General features: G+C 48.6%; 17 protein-coding genes. 13 read left to right on the forward strand and 4 right to left on the reverse strand.

The window, feature by feature from the left end; genetic code table 11:
• Nucleotides 1–80: 80 nt before the first annotated feature.
• On the forward strand, nucleotides 81–1,334 hold the full coding sequence (locus EBB54_RS28155; protein ID WP_330554651.1) for an AAA family ATPase: 1,254 nt from the start codon (nucleotides 81–83) through the stop codon (nucleotides 1,332–1,334).
• Nucleotides 1,335–1,645: 311 nt separating this feature from the next.
• Here the strand turns inward: EBB54_RS28155 and EBB54_RS28160 are convergent, their stop codons facing one another.
• Nucleotides 1,646–1,834: a hypothetical protein gene (locus tag EBB54_RS28160; RefSeq protein WP_004080381.1), complete on the reverse strand. Its 189-nt coding sequence runs from the start codon at nucleotides 1,832–1,834 to the stop codon at nucleotides 1,646–1,648.
• Between the two features lie 252 nt (nucleotides 1,835–2,086).
• Between EBB54_RS28160 and EBB54_RS28165 the strand changes: the two genes are divergently transcribed.
• Together EBB54_RS28165 and glgD are read left to right on the forward strand one after the other, a co-directional pair.
• On the forward strand, nucleotides 2,087–3,295 hold the full coding sequence (locus EBB54_RS28165) for a glucose-1-phosphate adenylyltransferase (protein ID WP_125130047.1): 1,209 nt from the start codon (nucleotides 2,087–2,089) through the stop codon (nucleotides 3,293–3,295).
• Nucleotides 3,289–4,428, forward strand: coding sequence for a glucose-1-phosphate adenylyltransferase subunit GlgD (gene glgD / locus EBB54_RS28170; RefSeq protein WP_125130049.1), 1,140 nt, complete (start codon nucleotides 3,289–3,291; stop codon nucleotides 4,426–4,428). Before EBB54_RS28165 ends, glgD begins: the two co-directional genes overlap by 7 nt.
• Before the next feature lie 217 nt (nucleotides 4,429–4,645).
• On the opposite strand, the gene EBB54_RS28175 is transcribed toward glgD, so the two are convergent.
• Nucleotides 4,646–5,482 (reverse strand): alpha/beta hydrolase, encoded by an 837-nt coding sequence (locus EBB54_RS28175; protein WP_125130051.1) that lies wholly within the window; start codon nucleotides 5,480–5,482, stop codon nucleotides 4,646–4,648.
• A gap of 268 nt (nucleotides 5,483–5,750) precedes the next feature.
• Between EBB54_RS28175 and EBB54_RS28180 the strand changes: the two genes are divergently transcribed.
• From EBB54_RS28180 to EBB54_RS28210, 7 genes are all read left to right on the forward strand, one after another.
• Nucleotides 5,751–7,283: a nitrite/sulfite reductase gene (locus EBB54_RS28180; protein WP_125130053.1), complete on the forward strand. Its 1,533-nt coding sequence runs from the start codon at nucleotides 5,751–5,753 to the stop codon at nucleotides 7,281–7,283.
• Between the two features lie 153 nt (nucleotides 7,284–7,436).
• A complete protein-coding gene (locus EBB54_RS28185; RefSeq protein WP_125130056.1) occupies nucleotides 7,437–7,736 on the forward strand; it encodes a YciI family protein in 300 nt (99 codons plus the stop codon).
• A gap of 351 nt (nucleotides 7,737–8,087) precedes the next feature.
• Entirely contained in the window at nucleotides 8,088–8,993 is a 906-nt protein-coding gene (locus tag EBB54_RS28190) for an Rpn family recombination-promoting nuclease/putative transposase (RefSeq protein ID WP_125130058.1), read from the forward strand.
• Between the two features lie 418 nt (nucleotides 8,994–9,411).
• Nucleotides 9,412–9,867: a MarR family winged helix-turn-helix transcriptional regulator gene (locus EBB54_RS28195; RefSeq protein WP_125130060.1), complete on the forward strand. Its 456-nt coding sequence runs from the start codon at nucleotides 9,412–9,414 to the stop codon at nucleotides 9,865–9,867.
• A gap of 53 nt (nucleotides 9,868–9,920) precedes the next feature.
• On the forward strand, nucleotides 9,921–11,750 hold the full coding sequence (locus EBB54_RS28200) for an ABC transporter ATP-binding protein (protein ID WP_125130062.1): 1,830 nt from the start codon (nucleotides 9,921–9,923) through the stop codon (nucleotides 11,748–11,750).
• Nucleotides 11,750–13,654, forward strand: a complete 1,905-nt coding sequence (locus EBB54_RS28205) for an ABC transporter ATP-binding protein (protein WP_125130064.1) — start codon at nucleotides 11,750–11,752, stop codon at nucleotides 13,652–13,654. Before EBB54_RS28200 ends, EBB54_RS28205 begins: the two co-directional genes overlap by 1 nt.
• A 172-nt stretch (nucleotides 13,655–13,826) precedes the next feature.
• Nucleotides 13,827–14,720 carry an SPL family radical SAM protein gene (locus EBB54_RS28210; protein WP_125130066.1) on the forward strand — a complete coding sequence of 298 codons (894 nt, stop codon included), beginning with the start codon at nucleotides 13,827–13,829 and terminating at the stop codon, nucleotides 14,718–14,720.
• A 169-nt stretch (nucleotides 14,721–14,889) separates the two neighbouring features.
• Here EBB54_RS28210 and EBB54_RS28215 read toward each other — a convergent pair whose 3' ends face one another.
• Complete coding sequence (locus tag EBB54_RS28215) at nucleotides 14,890–15,282, reverse strand: hypothetical protein (protein WP_193554393.1); 393 nt, start codon at nucleotides 15,280–15,282, stop codon at nucleotides 14,890–14,892.
• A gap of 399 nt (nucleotides 15,283–15,681) precedes the next feature.
• Between EBB54_RS28215 and EBB54_RS28220 the strand changes: the two genes are divergently transcribed.
• Genes EBB54_RS28220 through EBB54_RS28230 form a run of 3 tightly spaced genes read left to right on the forward strand, consistent with a single transcriptional unit; the run spans nucleotide 15,682 to nucleotide 17,902 of the window.
• Nucleotides 15,682–16,410, forward strand: coding sequence for a ribonuclease domain-containing protein (locus EBB54_RS28220; RefSeq protein WP_243127848.1), 729 nt, complete (start codon nucleotides 15,682–15,684; stop codon nucleotides 16,408–16,410).
• A 2-nt stretch (nucleotides 16,411–16,412) separates the two neighbouring features.
• Nucleotides 16,413–16,688 carry a barstar family protein gene (locus tag EBB54_RS28225; RefSeq protein WP_125130068.1) on the forward strand — a complete coding sequence of 92 codons (276 nt, stop codon included), beginning with the start codon at nucleotides 16,413–16,415 and terminating at the stop codon, nucleotides 16,686–16,688.
• A gap of 44 nt (nucleotides 16,689–16,732) precedes the next feature.
• Nucleotides 16,733–17,902, forward strand: a complete 1,170-nt coding sequence (locus EBB54_RS28230; protein WP_125130070.1) for an AI-2E family transporter — start codon at nucleotides 16,733–16,735, stop codon at nucleotides 17,900–17,902.
• A 137-nt stretch (nucleotides 17,903–18,039) separates the two neighbouring features.
• Here the strand turns inward: EBB54_RS28230 and EBB54_RS28235 are convergent, their stop codons facing one another.
• On the reverse strand, nucleotides 18,040–18,672 hold the full coding sequence (locus tag EBB54_RS28235; RefSeq protein ID WP_125130072.1) for a TetR/AcrR family transcriptional regulator: 633 nt from the start codon (nucleotides 18,670–18,672) through the stop codon (nucleotides 18,040–18,042).
• Nucleotides 18,673–18,827 lie beyond the last annotated feature (155 nt).

Below are 18,827 nucleotides of genomic sequence, written 5' to 3' on the forward strand. Positions count from 1 at the left end.
TTTAACAGTTTTTGTGGAATTAGTCCGGTATGTAAGCTATAATAAAAAGTAGCAATTGCATGTAGAAGAGAGGTGCTGCTATGGGAATTTATTTAAACCCGGGAAATGAAAATTTCAAAAGTGCATTACGCTCCGAGATCTATGTGGACAAATCCCTTTTGCTGAAATATACAAACTCTGTAGTAGACACGGAACAGAGATGCCTCTGCGTCAGCAGACCGAGACGCTTTGGAAAATCAATCACCGCTGATATGCTTGCCGCATACTATGGAAAAGACTGCGATTCATCAGGGATGTTTGCAGAACTTAAAATTTCAACAGATAAAAGTTATAAAGAACATTTGAATCAGTACCATGTGATTCATGTAGATATGAATACGTTCTGCCATAAACGGGATGCTGCAACCAGGCTTGAAATTACGGCTTCACAGGCTGTGGATTTATTTCATATGGAAGTGATCAAAGAGCTTCGGAAGCAATTTGGGGAATGTGTGAAAGAGGACGCGGCAGACCTGCTGACGGTTTTGGCGGATGTGAACGACGTGCTCGGAGAGAAATTTGTCATTATTATTGATGAGTGGGATACGATTTTCAGGGAAAACAAGCTGGATACAAAAGCGCAGGATGCATACATTGATTTGCTAAGAGGACTGTTTAAAAATGCAACCTCAAAAAAGTTTCTGAAACTTGCCTATATTACTGGGATTCTGCCTGTTAAGAAATACGGTACGGAATCGGCATTGAATAATTTTGATGAATTTACTATGATACAGGCCGACCCGCTGGAAAAATATGTGGGTTTTACAGAGAACGAGGTACGGGAGCTCTATCAGAAATATGAGATGAGTTTTGAGGAGGCAAAAGGCTGGTATGATGGATATGTTCTGGGCGATCACGTTCATATTTACAATCCGAAATCCGTTGTAGATTCCCTCAGGAGAAAGCACATTTCCAATTATTGGACAAGTACGGAAACCTATGAATCTTTGAAGACATATATCGGCATGAATTATGAAGGGCTGAAGGATGCGGTTGTTTCCATGATTTCCGGCGGAAGAATCAGGATAGATACGGGTACATTTGAAAATGACATGGTACACTTTGCAAGCCGGGATGATGTATTAACCGTATTGATTCATCTGGGGTATCTGGCATATGAAGCAGAACAGGGAGAGGTGTATATTCCCAACGAAGAGGTACGTTCTGCGTTTGTCCGGGCTGTCAAGAAAAATAAGTGGGATAAGGTGATCCAGGTAATTGAAGCTTCAGATATGCTCTTAAAAGCAACATGGAGTCAGGATGAACAAGCTGTTGCCAGAGCAGTTGATAGTTGAGTTAAAATGCGGAAAAAGTACGAGGACAGCATTAGACCAAATCAGAGAACGACGATATGCAGAAGCACTGGAAGAGTATAAGGGGAATTTGCTGTTAGTTGGGATTAATTATGAGAAGGAAAGCAAAGAACACCAATGTGAAATAGAAAAAATAGTGTGGTAGAAAGAAGATACGCACCTATATATTACAGAAAAAGCCAGGATTTATATCACAAATCCTGGCTTTTTCTGCGCCCGAAACATCCAGCCACCGCAAAGATGGCGGAAAATAGTTCTATCAGGGTGTTCTGGCTTACAAAGCCATTCAACCGTTAATCTTTTACCCGGTCTATCTCTGTCAGATTAACACCCAAACTGGAAAGAGTTACTTTTAATTCTAAATATCTTTTGTGCATAGAAGCATAAGTATCAGGAGCTATCTCTTTAATTGGCAGCATCCAATCCTGTAATCTTGAAAATTCTGTTACATAATCTTTGATGATATCTGCTGCGCTTGGCATAAGGCCACCTCCCTTTGAGAAAAATATGTGAAACGTATTGCTGATACATTCATTGTACCATTTATTTTCATGAGAGACAACTGAGATTTTTTAAAGAAGAAAGTAAAAATACCACTACCTATTCGGAGCAATTTGTGCTACAATTTATTTACAATATTGTAACGATTCGGGACAGCAGCTGCGTATGCAGTTTCTGCCTGAGGTCTGCTGTCCTGAGCCGCTGCATAATAAAAATAGAATAGGGGAAAAGATATGGCAAAAGAAATGATTGCAATGCTTCTTGCCGGTGGTCAGGGTTCCCGCTTGTATGCCCTGACGCAGAATCTGGCAAAACCTGCAGTTCCTTTCGGCGGAAAATATCGGATCATCGATTTTCCGCTGTCGAACTGCGTAAATTCAGGCATTGATACTGTCGGTATTCTGACCCAGTATCAGCCGCTTGTTTTGAATGAGTATATCGGCAACGGCCAGCCGTGGGATCTGGACCGTCTGCACGGAGGGGTGCATGTCCTTCCGCCGTATCAGCAGGCATCTGGTTCTGACTGGTACAAGGGGACAGCCAATGCGATATACCAGAACATTTCCTTCATCGAGCGCTATGACCCGAAATATGTCATCATCCTGTCGGGAGACCAGATCTGCAAGCAGGATTACAGTGACTTCCTGAAGTTCCACAAAGAAAAAGGCGCGGAATTCAGCGTTGCCGTTATGGAAGTGCCCTGGGAGGAGGCGCCCCGTTTCGGCCTGATGGTTACAGACGAGAATGACAAGATCACAGAATTTCAGGAGAAGCCGAAGAACCCCAAGTCCAACCTGGCTTCCATGGGGATCTATATCTTCAACTGGGATGTACTTAAAAAGTATCTGATAGAGGATGAGGCAGATCCAAATTCGGAAAACGACTTTGGAAACAACATAATCCCGAATCTTCTGCGTGACGAACGGACCATGTACGCGTACCGTTTCAGCGGATACTGGAAGGATGTAGGAACCATTTCTTCCCTGTGGGAGGCCAATATGGAAGTCCTTGATCCGGAGCACAGCGGTATCAACCTGTTTGACGAAAACTGGAAGATCTACAGCCGCAACAGCGGTATGACCGGACATAAGATCAGTGCGGACGCGATGGTAGAAAATTCCATGATCACCGACGGCTGCCGGATCGGAGGAGACGTGAAGCACTCCATCCTGTTTGCAGGCGTCAAGGTAGAGTCTGGGGCAAAGGTTGAGGACGCAGTCATCATGGGCGGAAGCGTCATCAAAGCCGGCGCGGTGGTAGAACACTGTATCATTGCGGAGAACGTCGTGATTGGGGAACATGCGAAAGTAGGAGCAATGCCCGATGGCGAGACAAACGGCGTGGCAACAGTCGGCTCCGGCGTTTTCATCGGAGACAACGCAAAGATCGGCCCCAATGCCATGGTCAATAATAATGTAAAGGACGGTGAAGAGCAATGGTAAATTCGAATGCAGATGCATTGGGTATCATTTTCCCAAATAGTTATGACGATCTGGTGCCGGAGCTGGTCACCGAACGGCTGATGGCCTCCATCCCATTTGCAGGCCGTTACCGTATGATCGACTTTATTTTATCCAGTATGGTGAACAGCGGGATTGACAATGTTTCCGTCATTGTCCGCCAGAATTACCATTCCCTGATGGACCACCTTGGTTCCGGGCGCGAGTGGGATCTGACCCGCAAAAACGGCGGTCTCAACATCGTACCACCGTTTGCCGAGAAAAATGTAAAGATTTACAACGGACGCGTAGAGGCTTTGGCAAGCGTGCTGAGCTTCCTGCAGAACCAGAAGGAAAAATACGTGGTTATGTCAGACGCCAACATCGCGGTGAACTTTGACTTCGCGGCATTTCTGAATACCCACATTGAGAGCGGGGCGGACGTGACCGTGGCATATACGGAAGAGGAGCTTCCTGAGAGTGCACTTCTGGCGGAGACAGACAACAAGGGTCTGTATTACACACTGGATCTGGAGAAGAACCGGGTCAACAACATCAAGATCAATTCCCGGTCAAGCGGAATCCAGAATTTCTCAATGAATATTTATGCCATTGAGAGAGCGCTTCTGATCGACCAGATCAGACAGGCTTCTGTGCGCGGCTATGTATTTTATGAGAGGGACATCCTGTCACCCCATCTTGTGACCCTGAACGTACAGGGATACAAGTACGAAGGCTACACCGCACGTATCAGCGATATGCACAGCTACTTCGAAGAAAATATGAAGATGCTGGACGACGCCAATGTGGACGCGCTGTTTGCGAATCCCATTTACACCAAGATCCGTGACGACAACCCCACCAGATATATCCCCGGCTCCCGGGTGAAGAACATCATGGCGGCGGATGGCTGCGTGATTGAGGGCGAAGTGGAGAACAGCATCCTGTTCAGGGGCGTGAAGGTCGGCAAGGGCGCGAAGGTGAAAAACTGCGTGCTCATGCAGGACACGGTTGTAGAGGCAGGAGCGGATATCGAATACGTGATTTCCGATAAGAATGTGGTGATTTCCGAAGGAAAAGAACTCAAGGGGACAGATACATTCCAGATATTCGTTGAAAAGAGAAAGAGGGTTTGACGGAAAAAGTCAGCCTGTGCAGCAGGAAACAGAATCTGCGCTGAGAATATGATAAGGGGCTGCCGGGAAATCGGATTTACACATAATCTGTGAAAATTCAGCTATTTCCCGGCAGCCCTTTGAATATCATCGTATGCAGAAAAGCTGTCGGCGTCAGTTTTTCTATACTGCGGCAGAAAAAAATGCGGAAACAATGTATTATGCGTTAAAAAAGAACTCAGATCCCCACATTTCCGCTGCTGACCCCTGCTTTGGCGTCCTCCTCCAGGGGCAGCCAGTCAATGACCTTCTTGATATACCGGTTCCAGAAGTCCCATTCGTGGGAGCCCGGCCCTTCCTCGTAAGTTACATCCACTCCGGACGACAGCAGCCAGTCACGGAACTTCCGGTTTGGTTCCACCAGCGAATCCTCAATGCCGCAGGCCAGATACATCTTCGGCAGTTCTGCCTGCTTTTCCAGCAGCTTCTTTACCAGCCACTTAGGGTCTTTATCGCTGTCCTTTACCTTGGACAGGTCTCCGAAAAAGCTTTCCGCAAAGTCCCTTCTTTCTATAAAAAAGGGGGCGTCGTTGGTGCGCTCCTCCAGTCCGTCAATGAGCATGGCAGAGGACAGTCCGGCGATATATCCGAAGGTATCGTGGTATTTCAGGCCATTGCGGATGGCGCCGTATCCGCCCATGGAGAGTCCGGCAATAAAGGTATCCTCCCTTTTGTCGGACAGCGGGAACATCTTCCGGGTGATCTCCACCAGCTCTTTCCCGATCAGCTCCCCGTAGTAATTGTGGGAGCTTTCCTGATCTACGTAAAACATGTTATCGCCGGAGGGCATGACCACGGCCAGATCCTTTTCCTCCGCCCACCTCTGGACATTGGTGCCGGATACCCAGTCAGTATAATTTCCGAAAATGCCGTGCAGGAGATACAGGGTCTTAAAGGGTTTCTCTTCCCGCTGGGGCATTCCCGGAAATGTAAGCTTGTCCACCGGAAGGATGACATGGAGCGGAACCGTCCGCATCAGTGATTTTGAAAGAAAATTTACTTGAATGAGTGCCATTTCTATAGTTCCTCCTCACTTTGATGATATGTTTTATTTTAACAGAAAAGGGGATCAAATACCAAACTTTTTTGACTGCGGGGATGCCCCTGGGCATACATTTTGTGACCGTTTTCTAAAATAAGTAAACATATGAGTAATAAAAGGTGGTATAATGTGATTTAAAATTCAAGATATGCAAATGATATGTGTATGAGGATTTAAACCGGCGCAGGGTGGATATAGGTAAAGCCTGCCGTGAAATAATATCGATCAGGAGGACATGTAAATGGAACAGCTACTACAGGAATTTAAAGGCGATCTCACAGAGTTTCGTGAAATGACGAAAAAATTTTATGCAGGTGAAGTCAGCAAGAAGGATTACAAAGGATTTTCCGGCGGCTTCGGCAGTTACGCACAGAGGGACGGGAAGACAAGTATGCTCCGTCTCCGTCTGCCGGGCGGAAGGCTGACAAAGGAAAAGTTAAAATTCGTAGCAGACGTGATTGAGGAGTATAAAATCAAAAAAGTACATTTTACCACATGCCAGACCATCCAGCTCCACGATTTAAGCGAAAAAGATGTCTGCCAGATCATGGAAAAAGCATTTGACGCGGGGATCATTACAAGAGGCGGCGGAGGGGATTTCCCGAGAAACGTCATGGCTTCGCCGCTGTCCGGCGTGGAAGCCGGGGAGTGCTTTGACGTGATGCCTTATGCCATGGCGGCCTCCGATTATCTGCTGCATTTCATCAAAACGGTAAAGATGCCAAGGAAGCTGAAAGTGGGATTTTCCAATTCCCCGGCAAACGAGACTCATGTGACCTTCCGGGATCTGGGATTTGCGGCCAGAGAGGATGGTACATTTGACGTATACAGCGCCGGAGGGCTTGGAAGAAATCCGATGATGGGCGTACAGGTAGCTTCACATGTACAGCCTTCGGAGATTTTGTACTATATCAAGGCAATGGTCGATACTTTCCTTGCACACGGCAACTATGAAAACCGGGGCAAGGCCAGGACGCGCTATATGCAGGAAGCTCTGGGAGCAGAGGGCTATCGGGCGGCATATCTGGAAATGCTGGAAAAGGCCAGAGGGGAAGACTTAAAACTCTCGGTTCAGGAAAACCCGGTGAAAAAATCCGGGGACGGGACGCATCTTTCCGGCAGACGTGTCATTGCACAGAAGCAGAACGGCCTTTACGCGGTCAGCTACCATCCGGTGGGCGGTGTGCCGGAGACGGAAAAGTTTGCGGAGCTGTATGCGGCCATAGAATCCATGGAGGATGTAGAAGTGCGGATCGGGCCGGATGAGCAGATCTATATCATCAACCTGACCGGGGAGGAAGCAGAGAAGGTGCTCTCGGTCACGGCAGACAGCGCGCGTACCCTGTTTGAGACATCTGTTGCCTGTATTGGAAGTACCATCTGCCAGATCGGACTTCGGGATTCCCAGGGTGTGCTGAAGTCGATTTTTGAAGAAGTGGAACAATATCATTTTGCGGACGGAGTACTGCCGAGAATCCACATTTCCGGCTGTACCTCCTCCTGCGGAACCCATCAGATCGGCGCACTGGGATTCCACGGCGGCGTGAAGCGGGTGGATGGCACGGCGGAGCCAGCATTTACCCTGCATGTCAATGGATCGGCCAGGGAAGGCGGGGAACGCTTTGCCGAAGAGTGGGGGCTGATACTTCAGAGGGACATGCCCGCATTTTTCACAGAGCTGGGACAGGCGGTCGAGGCGGAGCATACCACCTATGAAAAGTGGTTTGCGGCAGAACCGGAAAAGCTGCGGAAGATTGCCGAAAAATATCTGTAATATCAGGAAATATATCACCGTACAGCCGGAATTATTTTCCAATAGGACAGCTATATGTCATATTAGATGTGCTATACTTTACCGGCAGTATAAGAAGCGGCTATATAGCAGATTTGCTTCGGGGCTGACAGGATCAGAATTGGAGGTGAAGATATGGAAAAATGGTTGTATGTAATGACGATCAAGAAGGCAAAAACATATAACAAGGTTACAAAAGCCGTAATCACAAGGCATGTAGAGAATCTGAGAAAACTGGATGCCGAAGGGAAAATCGAGCTTTGCGGCCCCTTTAAGGGGTATCCAGGAGTTGCCGGCATGGTCATTTTTAAGACCCAGAGCTATGAGGAGGCCGAAGCGCTGTGCAAGCAGGAACCGCTTGTTGCCGAGGGGTATGCGTCCTATATTCTGGCAGCTTTGCAGGTAGCCGACAAGGACAACAACTATTTGCTATAAAAAAGTGCCAGCTGTGAGTACCTGGCCAGAGGGTGAACAATAACCGTCTGGCCGGGGGCTCCCGAACAAGCCCATTTTTTACTTGACACATTCTTTAAATCACTGCTATAATACACCTACATATCAGGGAAAAATCTTTATTCATCCATTTATTCAAAGATACAAATCTGAAATTTATCAATGGAATCCCCAATATGGAAGTCACAATGAAATAAATGTTTCGTATTACATTGGAAGAGACGGCGTGGCTGCTAAGCGGAAGAGCACTTCTGGTTACTGTTCACAATGAGATCTTCTGTCAGAAAACACTTGCATTTTCTCTCCAATGTCATACAATGGAAAGGAGACAAGATGAAAAGAAAACTGGAACAACTAAATTTACTGGACGATTTTTTGTTCGGCAGCGTATTGTCTTATCCGGAAATCGGGGAAGCGTTCTGCAGAAGGATTTTGAAAATCCTGCTCAATGTGGATATGGACAGACTGCATGTAGTCCCTCAAAAGGTCTATTATGGCTCGGATACGGATCAGCACGGCACAAGGCTGGATGTGTATATTGAAGAGACCGGAGGGGCAGGGACCGTTTACGATGTAGAACCGGACAAAAATGACAGCATTGAACTGAAACGCGCATTACCCAGGCGGGTCAGGTTTTATCATTCCAAGATCGACGGAGGGAGTCTGAAAGCGGGGAACGATTACTCAAAGCTAAAGCAGGTGATTGTTTTGATGATCATGCCCTACGATCCGTTTGATAAAAACCGGATTTTATACACGATCCGCAGAAAATGTGAAGAGGAGCCGGATATGGATTACGATGACGGGGCGGCAACCTATTTCTTTTATACAAAGGGAAAGAAGGGGGAACTGTCAGAAGAGGCGCGGAAGCTTCTCCGATATATGGAGGATTCCTGCGAAGACAATGCGGATAGCGCGCTGCTTGAGGATATCCACAAAATGGTAGAGACAGTCCGGTACGACAAGGAGGTGTCTTTAGAGTATATGAAGGTATATGAAAGAGAACGGATGATTGAGAGCCGTGGAGAAGCAAAAGGTAAGATCAAAGGTGAGATACTGGGAGAAATGAAATTCATCCGAAATATGTCAAAGTCTATGAAACCGGACAAGATTTCAGAATCCTCCGGGCTGGATCAGGAGTATATTGAAAAAATCCTTACCTACATATGGAAATATCCTGAGGAAACGGATGAGGCGGTTGCGGACAGGATACTTGCTGCCGGGAAAAAAGAGGAATGACAGAAGCATAATTGGTCAGACAAGGGAGAACAGCAAGTGTCTGATCCTGGTCAATCATCATACAGATGGATCGGGATCAGGCACATGCTGTTTTTGCATACGCATGCAGATTGGCCGCCATTAGAAAAGAAAAATAAAATTTGGCTGGATTTTGTTATGGAATTTTGTTTTGAAAAAAAGTCTTGACATTTTTTTGAGTGAAGTGATAAAATACATTTTGTGAAAAATGTTTTATATACGAACAATTTGTGATACAAACAATTGTTGAATCAAACAATTAGCAGCGTGAACAATTGAAATCGTATCCAATCAGTGCAGCGAAACCGCAAGTACATGATTTTGTAAAGGAACAGATCAAAAAGAAAGCAGCCATATCCCAACGAAGAAGGAATACGCTGCAAACCAGGAGGTGAGTGGAATGTGTAAATCATGCAGTATCAACGATCAGGTTGGATTTGAGATTCAACGGACGGGGCATATGATGTCCCGGAGGCTGGAGGCACGGGTGAAGGCGGAGGGTGTCGATGAGGTGACGCTGACCCATGGATGGATCATCCGTTTCCTCTACGAGAACCGGGCGAAGGAGATTTTCCAGAAGGATATTGAGAAGTATTTTCTGGTGGGCAGATCCACGGTGACAAACAGTATACAGCTCATGGAGAAGAAAGGACTGGTGCGCCGGGAATTTGTTGAGTGCGACGCAAGGCTGAAAAAAGTGCTTCTGACGGAAAAGGGAATCCGTGCCCATGAGACCATTGAGGCAATGATCGCGGAGATGAACTGCGGGCTGCTGGACGGAATTGACGAAAAAGACGCGGAGACGTTTCTCAGGGTCATCCGCAGGATCAAGGAAAATATAGAACAGCAAAAGTAATAACATGAGCAATAATAAGAGCAATAACAAGAGCAGCAAGAAGGAGGAGCCTAATGATCAGGACTTTATTAAAAGAAGTGAAAGAGTATAAGAAAGCGTCCATCGCAACACCTTTGTTCATGCTCCTGGAGGTTTTGATGGAAACGCTGATTCCGTTTCTGATGGCATCCATCATTGATGACGGTGTTAACGCGGGAGATATCGGGCACATTTACAGGGTGGGCGGCTTCATGGTGGCCGCTGCTGCGGTGGGCCTGTTTGCCGGAATGGCAGGCGGGCGGTACGGGGCAAAGGCTTCCGCCGGATTTGCAAAAAATCTGCGGGAATCCATGTTCAACCACATCCAGACATTTTCATTTGCAAATATTGACAAATTCAGTACAGCCGGGCTGGTGACCCGTCTGACCACAGATGTGACCAATCTGCAGAATGCGTACCAGATGATTTTGCGGATGTTTACCAGGGCGCCGGCCAGCATGATCTGCGCAATGGTCATGGCATTCAATATCAACGCAAGGCTTTCCAGCATTTATCTGGCGGCAGTTATTATCCTGGGCGTGATCCTGTTTTTCATCATCCGCCATGCCACCGGATTTTTTCAGCAGGCATTTCCAAAGTACGATGAGTTAAATGCCTCTGTCCAGGAAAATGTATCCGCGGTCCGGGTGGTGAAGGCATATGTGAGAGAAGAGCAGGAAACAAGCAAATTTCAGCGGGCAAGCCAGAACATTTATAATATTTTCGTAAAAGCGGAATGCAACGTGATCGTAAATGCTCCGCTGATGATGTTTACGGTGTATACCTGCATCATCCTGATCAGTTGGCTGGGGGCGAAAATGATCGTCAGCTCGGCACTGACTACAGGCGAATTGATGAGTTTGCTGGCTTACTGTATGAATATTTTAATGAGCCTGATGATGCTGTCCATGGTATTTGTCATGATTTCCATGAGTATGGCCAGTATCCGGCGTATTTCCGAGGTGCTTCATGAGACCAGCGACCTGGACAATCCGGCGGAGCCGGTCTATGAGGTGAAGGACGGGAGCATCACCTTCCGCCATGTGGATTTCGCGTATAAAAAGGACAGCGCCGAGCCGGTTCTCAAGGACATCAATCTGGAGATCCGCTCCGGTGAGACCATCGGGATCATCGGAGGCACCGGCAGCGCCAAGACCAGCCTGGTCAACCTGGTGAGCCGCCTGTACGATGTGACGGACGGGGAAGTGCTGGTCGGAGGAAGAAATGTCAAAGAGTATGATATGGAGTCGCTGCGGAACCAGGTGTCGGTGGTGCTGCAGAACAACGTGCTCTTTTCAGGAAGTATTTTGGAAAATCTTCGTTGGGGCGATCCGGACGCGGCAGACGAGGAATGCGAGGCGGCCTGCCGGCTGGCCTGTGCGAATGAATTTATCCAGAGATTTCCGGATGGGTACCATACCCACATTGAACAGGGCGGAAGCAACGTGTCCGGAGGGCAGAAGCAAAGGCTCTGCATCGCCCGCGCCCTGTTGAAAAAACCGAAGATCTTGATTTTGGACGACAGCACCAGCGCTGTGGATACGGCCACGGACGGTAAGATCCGCCGGGCATTCCGGGAAGAGATCCCGGATACCACGAAGCTCATTATTGCGCAGAGGATTTCCAGTGTGCAGGATGCGGACAGGATCATCGTTATGGAGGAAGGCCGGATTGACGGCTTCGGAACTCACGAAGAGCTGCTGGCGCAAAATGAAATTTACCGGGAAGTTTATGAATCCCAGACCCAGGGCGGCGGGGACTTTGATGAACCATCCGGAGAGGCTTCGGAGGAAAAGGCACGTGAAAGATCCGGGGAAGCTTTGGACGAAAAGGGACGTATTGAAAGAAAGAGAGGTGAAGCCTGATGCCAGGACCGATGAACAGAGGCCCCAGAGGTATGAAGCCCCAGGTAAAGAACCCGGGAAAGCTTCTGGCGCGGCTGATGAACTATGTTTTCCGGGATTATAAGATCCATTGTATTTTTGTATTTATCTTTATTTTCCTGGGTGTGATCGCCAATGTACAGGGAACCATGTTTACAAAAAATCTGATCGACGATTATATCACTCCGTTTCTGCTGACGGATTCGCCGGATTTTTCACCCCTTGCCCATGCCATCGGCAGGGTGGCGGTATTTTATGGGGTGGGGATTGTTTCCACCTATGCGTATAACCGGATCATGGTCACGGTGACCCAGGGTACTCTCCGGGATATGCGGAATGAACTGTTTGCCCATATGCAGAAGCTTCCGGTCAAATATTTTGACACCCATGCGCACGGCGATATCATGTCGGTTTATACCAATGATATCGACACGCTGCGGCAGATGATCAGCCAGAGCATTCCGCAGATCATCAACAGCGCGTTTACCGTGGTGAGCGTCTTTGTCAGCATGGTGATCCTGAATATCCCACTGACCATCGTCACCTTGATCATGGTAGGATTGATGCTGTTTTGTTCTCAGAAGTCGGCCGCAAACAGCGGAAAATATTTTCTGGAACAGCAGCGGAACTTAGGGGCGGTGAACGGATTCATTGAGGAAATGATGAACGGTCAGAAGGTGGTCAAGGTCTTCTGTCATGAGGAGGAGAGTAAGAAGGAGTTTAAGAAGCTCAATGACCGGCTTTTCGTAAGCGCGGACCGGGCCAATACATTTGCCAATTTCCTCGGCCCCATCAATGCCCAGCTTGGAAATATCAGCTACGTGATCTGCGCCATCGTCGGCGGCATCCTGGCCCTCAACAGGGTGGGTGGCTTCACGTTGGGCGGGCTGGCCAGTTTTCTGACCTTCAACAAGAGCTTCAGTATGCCCATCAATCAGGTCAGCCAGCAGTTGAATGCCATCGTTATGGCCATGGCAGGGGCGGAGAGGATCTTCCAGCTCATGGATGAACCGGAGGAGACCGACGCGGGCTATGTGACCTTGGTGAATGTGACCGAGGAAAATGGGGAACTGAAAGAGAGCAGGGAGCGCACCGGAAGATGGGCATGGAAGCATGTCCACCAGGCGGACCAGTCCGTGGACTATGTGGAGCTTACGGGAAATGTGGTCTTTGACGGTGTGGATTTTGGATATAACGATGAGAAGATCGTGCTCCACGATGTAAAATTGTTTGCAGAGCCGGGACAGAAGATCGCCTTTGTCGGTTCCACCGGGGCAGGCAAGACCACCATCACCAACCTGATCAACCGATTTTACGACATTCAGGACGGGAAGATCCGGTACGACGGCATCAATGTCAACAAGATTAAAAAAGCCGATCTGCGCCGTTCCCTGGGGATCGTGCTGCAGGACACCCATCTGTTTACCGGGACGGTGAAGGAAAATATCCGTTTCGGCAAGCTGGACGCCACCGAGGAAGAGATCGTGGCGGCGGCAAAGCTGGCCAACGCGGACGGATTTATCCGAAGGCTGCCCAATGGGTATGATACCATGCTCACCGGGGACGGGGCGAACTTAAGCCAGGGACAGCGGCAGCTTCTTGCCATTGCCAGGGCGGCAGTGGCAGACCCGCCGGTACTGATCCTGGACGAAGCCACAAGTTCCATCGACACCAGGACGGAGCGGATCATCCAGGAAGGCATGGACCGCCTGATGAGCGGACGGACCACATTTGTGATCGCCCATCGGCTGTCCACGGTACGCAATTCGGACTGCATCATGGTGCTGGAACAGGGACGGATCATCGAACGGGGAACCCACGACCAGCTCATCGAGGAGCAGGGAAAATACTATCAGCTATACACAGGAAATGCCATCAGTGCATAAGAAAAATCGGGGCGAAACGGGAATTGCCCGCTTTCAGAAAATCTGCTGCCGGCAGTTTTTCCGCATACGATGGTAAAAAATTCCACCTGTACGGTTGGATGCTCTTTGAGCATCCAACCGTACAGGTGGAAAAAATTACTTTATAGATCGGCTGTAATGAGGAGGAGCACGGATGGAATACATTCCTGCCAAAACAATCGTAACAAAGACGAAAGCCCCGTCCCAGTGGTTCGGGATTGACTATAATATGAACATTTACAAAGGCTGCTGTCACGGCTGTATCTACTGTGACAGCCGATCCGACTGCTATCAGATCGACGATTTTGACCGTGTGCGGGCCAAGGAAAACGCGCTGCAGATCATCCGGGACGACCTCCGACGTAAGACGAAAAGCGGCGTAGTCGGTACAGGTGCCATGAGTGACCCTTATAATCCCTTCGAAAAAAAGCTGGAACTGACACGCCATGCCCTGGAGCTGTGCGACGCCTTCGAATTTGGCGCGGCGGTCGCAACGAAGAGCGCGCTGATGGAGCGGGATATCGACATATTGCAGAGTATAGCGGAGCATTCCCCGGTACTCTTAAAAGTGACGGTGACAACGGCGGACGATGATCTGGCCGGGAAGATTGAACCTCATGTTTCCCGGCCGGATGCAAGGTTTCGAATGATTGAGAAGCTGAGCAAAAACGGGCTTTATACCGGTATCCTGCTGATGCCGGTGCTGCCCTTTTTGGAGGACAGTACAAATAACATCGGGGAGATCATCCGCCGTGCAGAAGCCTCCGGAGCCAGGTTTATCTATCCGGATTTCGGCATGACCCTGCGGGGAAACCAGCGGGATTGGTATTTTGCAAAGCTGGAGGAATTGTTTCCGGGGAAAGGTCTGGCAGACAAGTACTGGAAACGGTACGGCAATTATTATGAATGCCGAAGCCCCCAGGCAAAACGGTTGTGGGAGTATTTTGCAGGGGAGTGTGAGAAGCGGGGGATTGCGTACCGGATGGAGGATATTATCAGCCAGTATAAGAGGGCTTACAGGGTGGAGCAGTTGAGGCTGATTTTTTAGAATTTACTGTGAATCGTAGTTACTGGTCACGCCCCGACCAATCACTACGCTGATTGGTCGGGAGGATGCACATAAAAGGCGGTATTCAGACCGCCCATTGCCGCAGGCAATTTAAAATACGGCCAATTCCGTGATGGAGCGTCTTTGGGTATACATGCAGAGAGGTGAATTATGTTGCCGCAGGAATGTGATACTGCGCGAGTAGCTCTTTCATTCGGGCCAGTTCTGCATTTTTGTCAGCAAGCTCCGCGTCTTTATCCGCGAGCTGCTTATTTTTTTCAGCGAGGTCAGCGATCAGGGCGTCGTTCTCAGTACGAAGGCGCTTTTGGAGGACACTGGGCAGTTCGATCAGCGGTTTTGTCATAAGGTCTACCTCCTTTCGAAAATCAGCATGTTTTTTTAAGACTCTGTCTGCTGCACGGCGGAAAAGGTTGATGTAGTCATCAAATTCGCGTTCCGTCAGATAACCTTGTTTCCATTCATCTTCTAAGATTAATATAACCTGGGCAGTAAAGTCTGTCAATTCCTTTTTGGTAAGCTGGCTTTTTCTTCCCGGATTCATGCGGGGGCGCAGGCGGAGCAGTACATAAGGCAGAAAAAGATCCAGATGCTTTTCATGAATTTTCCCGTTCTTTTCCGGATAAATGACCGTAGAGCGGGGGAAATATATCGAATCAGGTGAAGAACAATACAAACCAAAACCAAGAGAAAAGAAAGCGGACTAAAAGGCAGGGAAGAGCGTACTTAAAATCGTTCTTCCCTCTTTTTCGCCCATCCTGCCGGCCGAACATCGAGAAGCGCAGTACAAGCTGCCGCATGAATCATAACAAATAACTAAATATTTCCTAAATGTTTTCTTAACCGCCACATCGCTGTTTACACCACATTTCCAACATGCTACAATACCTTTATCAATTTCCGGTCTATGATTGGAATTTTGCAATATGGAGGATAAATGTATATGAACCGAATTTTATGGAAGCATGCGACAATGAAAAAATGGCTGCAGTATTTCCTTGTATTTTTATTGGCATTTACTTTGTCAGGTTGCGGCGCTGCGCCGGAATCTGCCGAAAAAGCCGGCAGTTCTGCGCTGTCAGGTAAAACTTCAGATACAGATCAGGAAAAAACAGACGTTGGGCTGTCGGAAAAAAGCGGAACGCCGCAGACAGCAGAGAAAGAGATACAGGGAAAAACGGATGCAGCCCAGTCTGAAGATGAGGATACATCAGGGAAAGAAAATACAGCCCAGTCCGAAGATGAAGAAAATCCGAAGATAGATGAATCTTCCCAGGCATCCGATGATATTCCGCATCAGACTACATCAGACGAAGACTCCGAACTGCAGGAAGACGGCGTTTACACATCCAGGGATGAGGTGGCGCAATACATCTTTACGTACGGTCATCTCCCATCCAATTTTATCACGAAAAAAGAGGCAAAAGCCCTGGGATGGGAAGGCGGGGGCCTGGAACCTTATGCGCCGGGCAAGTGCATCGGCGGAAGCCGTTTCGGCAATTACGAAGGGCTGCTGCCGGAGAAGGAAGGACGTGTTTATACGGAGTGCGACATCGACACGCTGGGGGCTGACAGGCGCGGCGCCAAGCGGATCGTTTTTTCCAACGACGGACTGATTTATTATACGGAAGACCACTATGAATCTTTTGAACTTTTGTATGGAGAGGAATAAATATGCGTATATGTATATTAGACGGGGAAAACATCCTGAATAAAGAAATGCTGCACGACACACTGGCCGCGGCTCTGGATTTTCCCGACTGGTACGGCAGGAACCTGGACGCTCTGTATGACTGCCTGACCGATCTGGCGGAGGAGACGGAGATCCGGTTTCGGAACGAACAGGCATTGGCGGAGCATCTGGGAAATTATGCCGGGGCCCTGAAAAAAGTCATCTGCACCGCCGTGGAAGAGAATCAGAATATACAATGTATTCTGAATCATGCATGAATTGATATAAATATAACAAAGCACTGAAACCCGAAGGAGGATCTATGGACTTAAATAAAGAAAACATGCGGAAAATAAGGGAACTGATCGTCTTTACGATTGTTATTCTGATCGGGCTGTGGAAATACACCCTGATCGTGGATTTCCTGGGATTCATCTTAAATATCATCTTTCCGTTTTTACTGGGCGGCGCGATCGCCTTTATCCTGAACGTGCCCATGAGCTTTCTGGAAAGCAAAATATTCGGAAATGACGGCAAAGACGGCAGGCCCGGTCTCAAATATGCCAGGCCCTGCAGCCTGACGCTGACGATCCTGTGTGTGATCGGTGTGATCGTTCTGGTGATGTTTGTGGTTATCCCGCAGCTCGGTTCCACCTTTATGGGCCTGGGCAAGACGATCCAGGATTTTACCCCGGTGGCCATGGCGTGGGTTGAGGAAATATTCCACAACAACCAGGAGATCATGGCGCTGCTGGAGGATTTGAACATGGACTGGGACAAGATCCTGGACGGGGTTGCGGCCTTCTTTAAAAACGGCGCGGGAAGCGTGCTGGATACGACCATGTCTGCGGCAAAAAGCATCATCAGCAGTGTGACCACATTTTTCATCGCATTCGTATTTTCCTGCTACATCCTGCTGCAGAAGGAAAAGCTGCGCGTCCAGGTGCAGAAAATCTTTTATGCTTATCTGCCCGGGAAGATCGTGGAGAAGATACTGGATATCTGCTCCCTGACCTACCGGACATTTTCCAGCTTCCTGGCCGGACAGTGCGTGGAGGCGCTGATCCTTGGGATGATGTTCCTGGTGGCAATGTGGATACTGCGGCTGCCCTACGCCCTGCTGGTGGGAGTCCTGATTGCATTTACGGCGCTGATCCCGATCTTCGGGGCATTTATCGGATGCGTCGTGGGGGCATTTCTGATCCTGATGGTGGATCCGGTGAAAGCATTAACCTTTGTGGCCATGTTCCTGGTGCTGCAGCAGGTGGAAGGCAACCTGATCTACCCCAAGGTGGTAGGCAATTCCGTGGGGCTTCCCTCTATATGGGTGCTGGCCGCGGTCAGCATCGGCGGCAGCCTGATGGGCGTTGTGGGAATGCTCGTATTCATCCCGCTGGTGTCCGTGGTGTATATCCTGTTCCGTGGGGACGTGTATAAAAGACTGGAGAAAAAAGGGATTGCGCTGGAAAATATGTCAGGCGAAGATCAATAAAATCGCTTATTACAAAAGAATCGTTGGGAAATGAGATGCTCCCTTTCAGGCAAGTGAAATAAAAAGACCTGTTGCCTGGAAGGGAGCATTTCAGAAAGAACATTTTTCGGCAGCAGCCTTCCTGAAAAAAGCCGTTTTTATGGAAGCCGGGGCGCAGGCAGCGCATGGGCCCGTATGATCGCCCGGATAGCATTGTAGAGATCCGGCTTCAATTCCTCGAAACTGACCGGTTCATTTTCCAATATGGTACTGTAGCAGGCGGAACTTGCCAGCTCCGCGATCAGAAAGAGCATGGTCTCCGGGGCGCGCAGCCGGAGGGCGGGATCCGCCTGGATCAATTGCTGGAAATAGTCCATGCTGCTCAGCTCCGCATTCAGATCCGCATCGTCTTCGCTTTTTGTCACAGCCTGCTTAAAGACGCCCCAGCTCAGATTTTTCGAGATGAACCGGAGGATGGGCTTATTCTTTTCCAGCTTGCCGATCACATAATCCACGATAAAGATCATCTTGTCCTCAAAGGACGGGATGTCGGCTTTCTGAAGCTCCTCGTGGGCCGCCAGGAACAGTTTCCTGGCGGTTTCCGCGATGAGCCTGTCCCGGATCTCATACTTATCCTTAAAGTAAAGGTAGAACGTGCCCTTTGCCACGCCGGCCTTCTGGACGATATCGTGGATGGACGTTTTCACAATTCCCTGTGATAAAAATAAATCATACGCACTGGAAAAAAGCGCGTCCAGCTTCAGTTGTTTGTTTTCTTCGACTTTTCCCATAGTGTGTTCCTCCTGATCACAGACAATGTGCGCTGCAGCGGCTGCGGGCATCCGGCCCCCTGCCGTCTGGCCTGTATAGAATCCATTTTGATGATGCACATCATTATAAACAAAAAATGACCAAAAGTCAATAATTTTATCGCTAAAATTCGACT

Origin of the sequence: Schaedlerella arabinosiphila (genome assembly GCF_003885045.1) — a bacterium.
Classification (GTDB): Bacteria; Bacillota; Clostridia; order Lachnospirales; family Lachnospiraceae; genus Schaedlerella; species Schaedlerella arabinosiphila.

What these genes read in the sequence shown, in the direction of transcription:
- EBB54_RS28155 (WP_330554651.1), top strand. Translation starts at nt 81, where the DNA reads ATGGGAATTTATTTAAACCCGGGAAATGAAAATTTCAAAAGTGCATTA.
- EBB54_RS28160 (WP_004080381.1), bottom strand. Translation starts at nt 1,834, where the DNA reads ATGCCAAGCGCAGCAGATATCATCAAAGATTATGTAACAGAATTTTCA.
- EBB54_RS28165 (WP_125130047.1), top strand. Translation starts at nt 2,087, where the DNA reads ATGGCAAAAGAAATGATTGCAATGCTTCTTGCCGGTGGTCAGGGTTCC.
- glgD (WP_125130049.1), top strand. Translation starts at nt 3,289, where the DNA reads ATGGTAAATTCGAATGCAGATGCATTGGGTATCATTTTCCCAAATAGT.
- EBB54_RS28175 (WP_125130051.1), bottom strand. Translation starts at nt 5,482, where the DNA reads ATGGCACTCATTCAAGTAAATTTTCTTTCAAAATCACTGATGCGGACG.
- EBB54_RS28180 (WP_125130053.1), top strand. Translation starts at nt 5,751, where the DNA reads ATGGAACAGCTACTACAGGAATTTAAAGGCGATCTCACAGAGTTTCGT.
- EBB54_RS28185 (WP_125130056.1), top strand. Translation starts at nt 7,437, where the DNA reads ATGGAAAAATGGTTGTATGTAATGACGATCAAGAAGGCAAAAACATAT.
- EBB54_RS28190 (WP_125130058.1), top strand. Translation starts at nt 8,088, where the DNA reads ATGAAAAGAAAACTGGAACAACTAAATTTACTGGACGATTTTTTGTTC.
- EBB54_RS28195 (WP_125130060.1), top strand. Translation starts at nt 9,412, where the DNA reads ATGTGTAAATCATGCAGTATCAACGATCAGGTTGGATTTGAGATTCAA.
- EBB54_RS28200 (WP_125130062.1), top strand. Translation starts at nt 9,921, where the DNA reads ATGATCAGGACTTTATTAAAAGAAGTGAAAGAGTATAAGAAAGCGTCC.
- EBB54_RS28205 (WP_125130064.1), top strand. Translation starts at nt 11,750, where the DNA reads ATGCCAGGACCGATGAACAGAGGCCCCAGAGGTATGAAGCCCCAGGTA.
- EBB54_RS28210 (WP_125130066.1), top strand. Translation starts at nt 13,827, where the DNA reads ATGGAATACATTCCTGCCAAAACAATCGTAACAAAGACGAAAGCCCCG.
- EBB54_RS28215 (WP_193554393.1), bottom strand. Translation starts at nt 15,282, where the DNA reads ATGAATCCGGGAAGAAAAAGCCAGCTTACCAAAAAGGAATTGACAGAC.
- EBB54_RS28220 (WP_243127848.1), top strand. Translation starts at nt 15,682, where the DNA reads ATGAACCGAATTTTATGGAAGCATGCGACAATGAAAAAATGGCTGCAG.
- EBB54_RS28225 (WP_125130068.1), top strand. Translation starts at nt 16,413, where the DNA reads ATGCGTATATGTATATTAGACGGGGAAAACATCCTGAATAAAGAAATG.
- EBB54_RS28230 (WP_125130070.1), top strand. Translation starts at nt 16,733, where the DNA reads ATGGACTTAAATAAAGAAAACATGCGGAAAATAAGGGAACTGATCGTC.
- EBB54_RS28235 (WP_125130072.1), bottom strand. Translation starts at nt 18,672, where the DNA reads ATGGGAAAAGTCGAAGAAAACAAACAACTGAAGCTGGACGCGCTTTTT.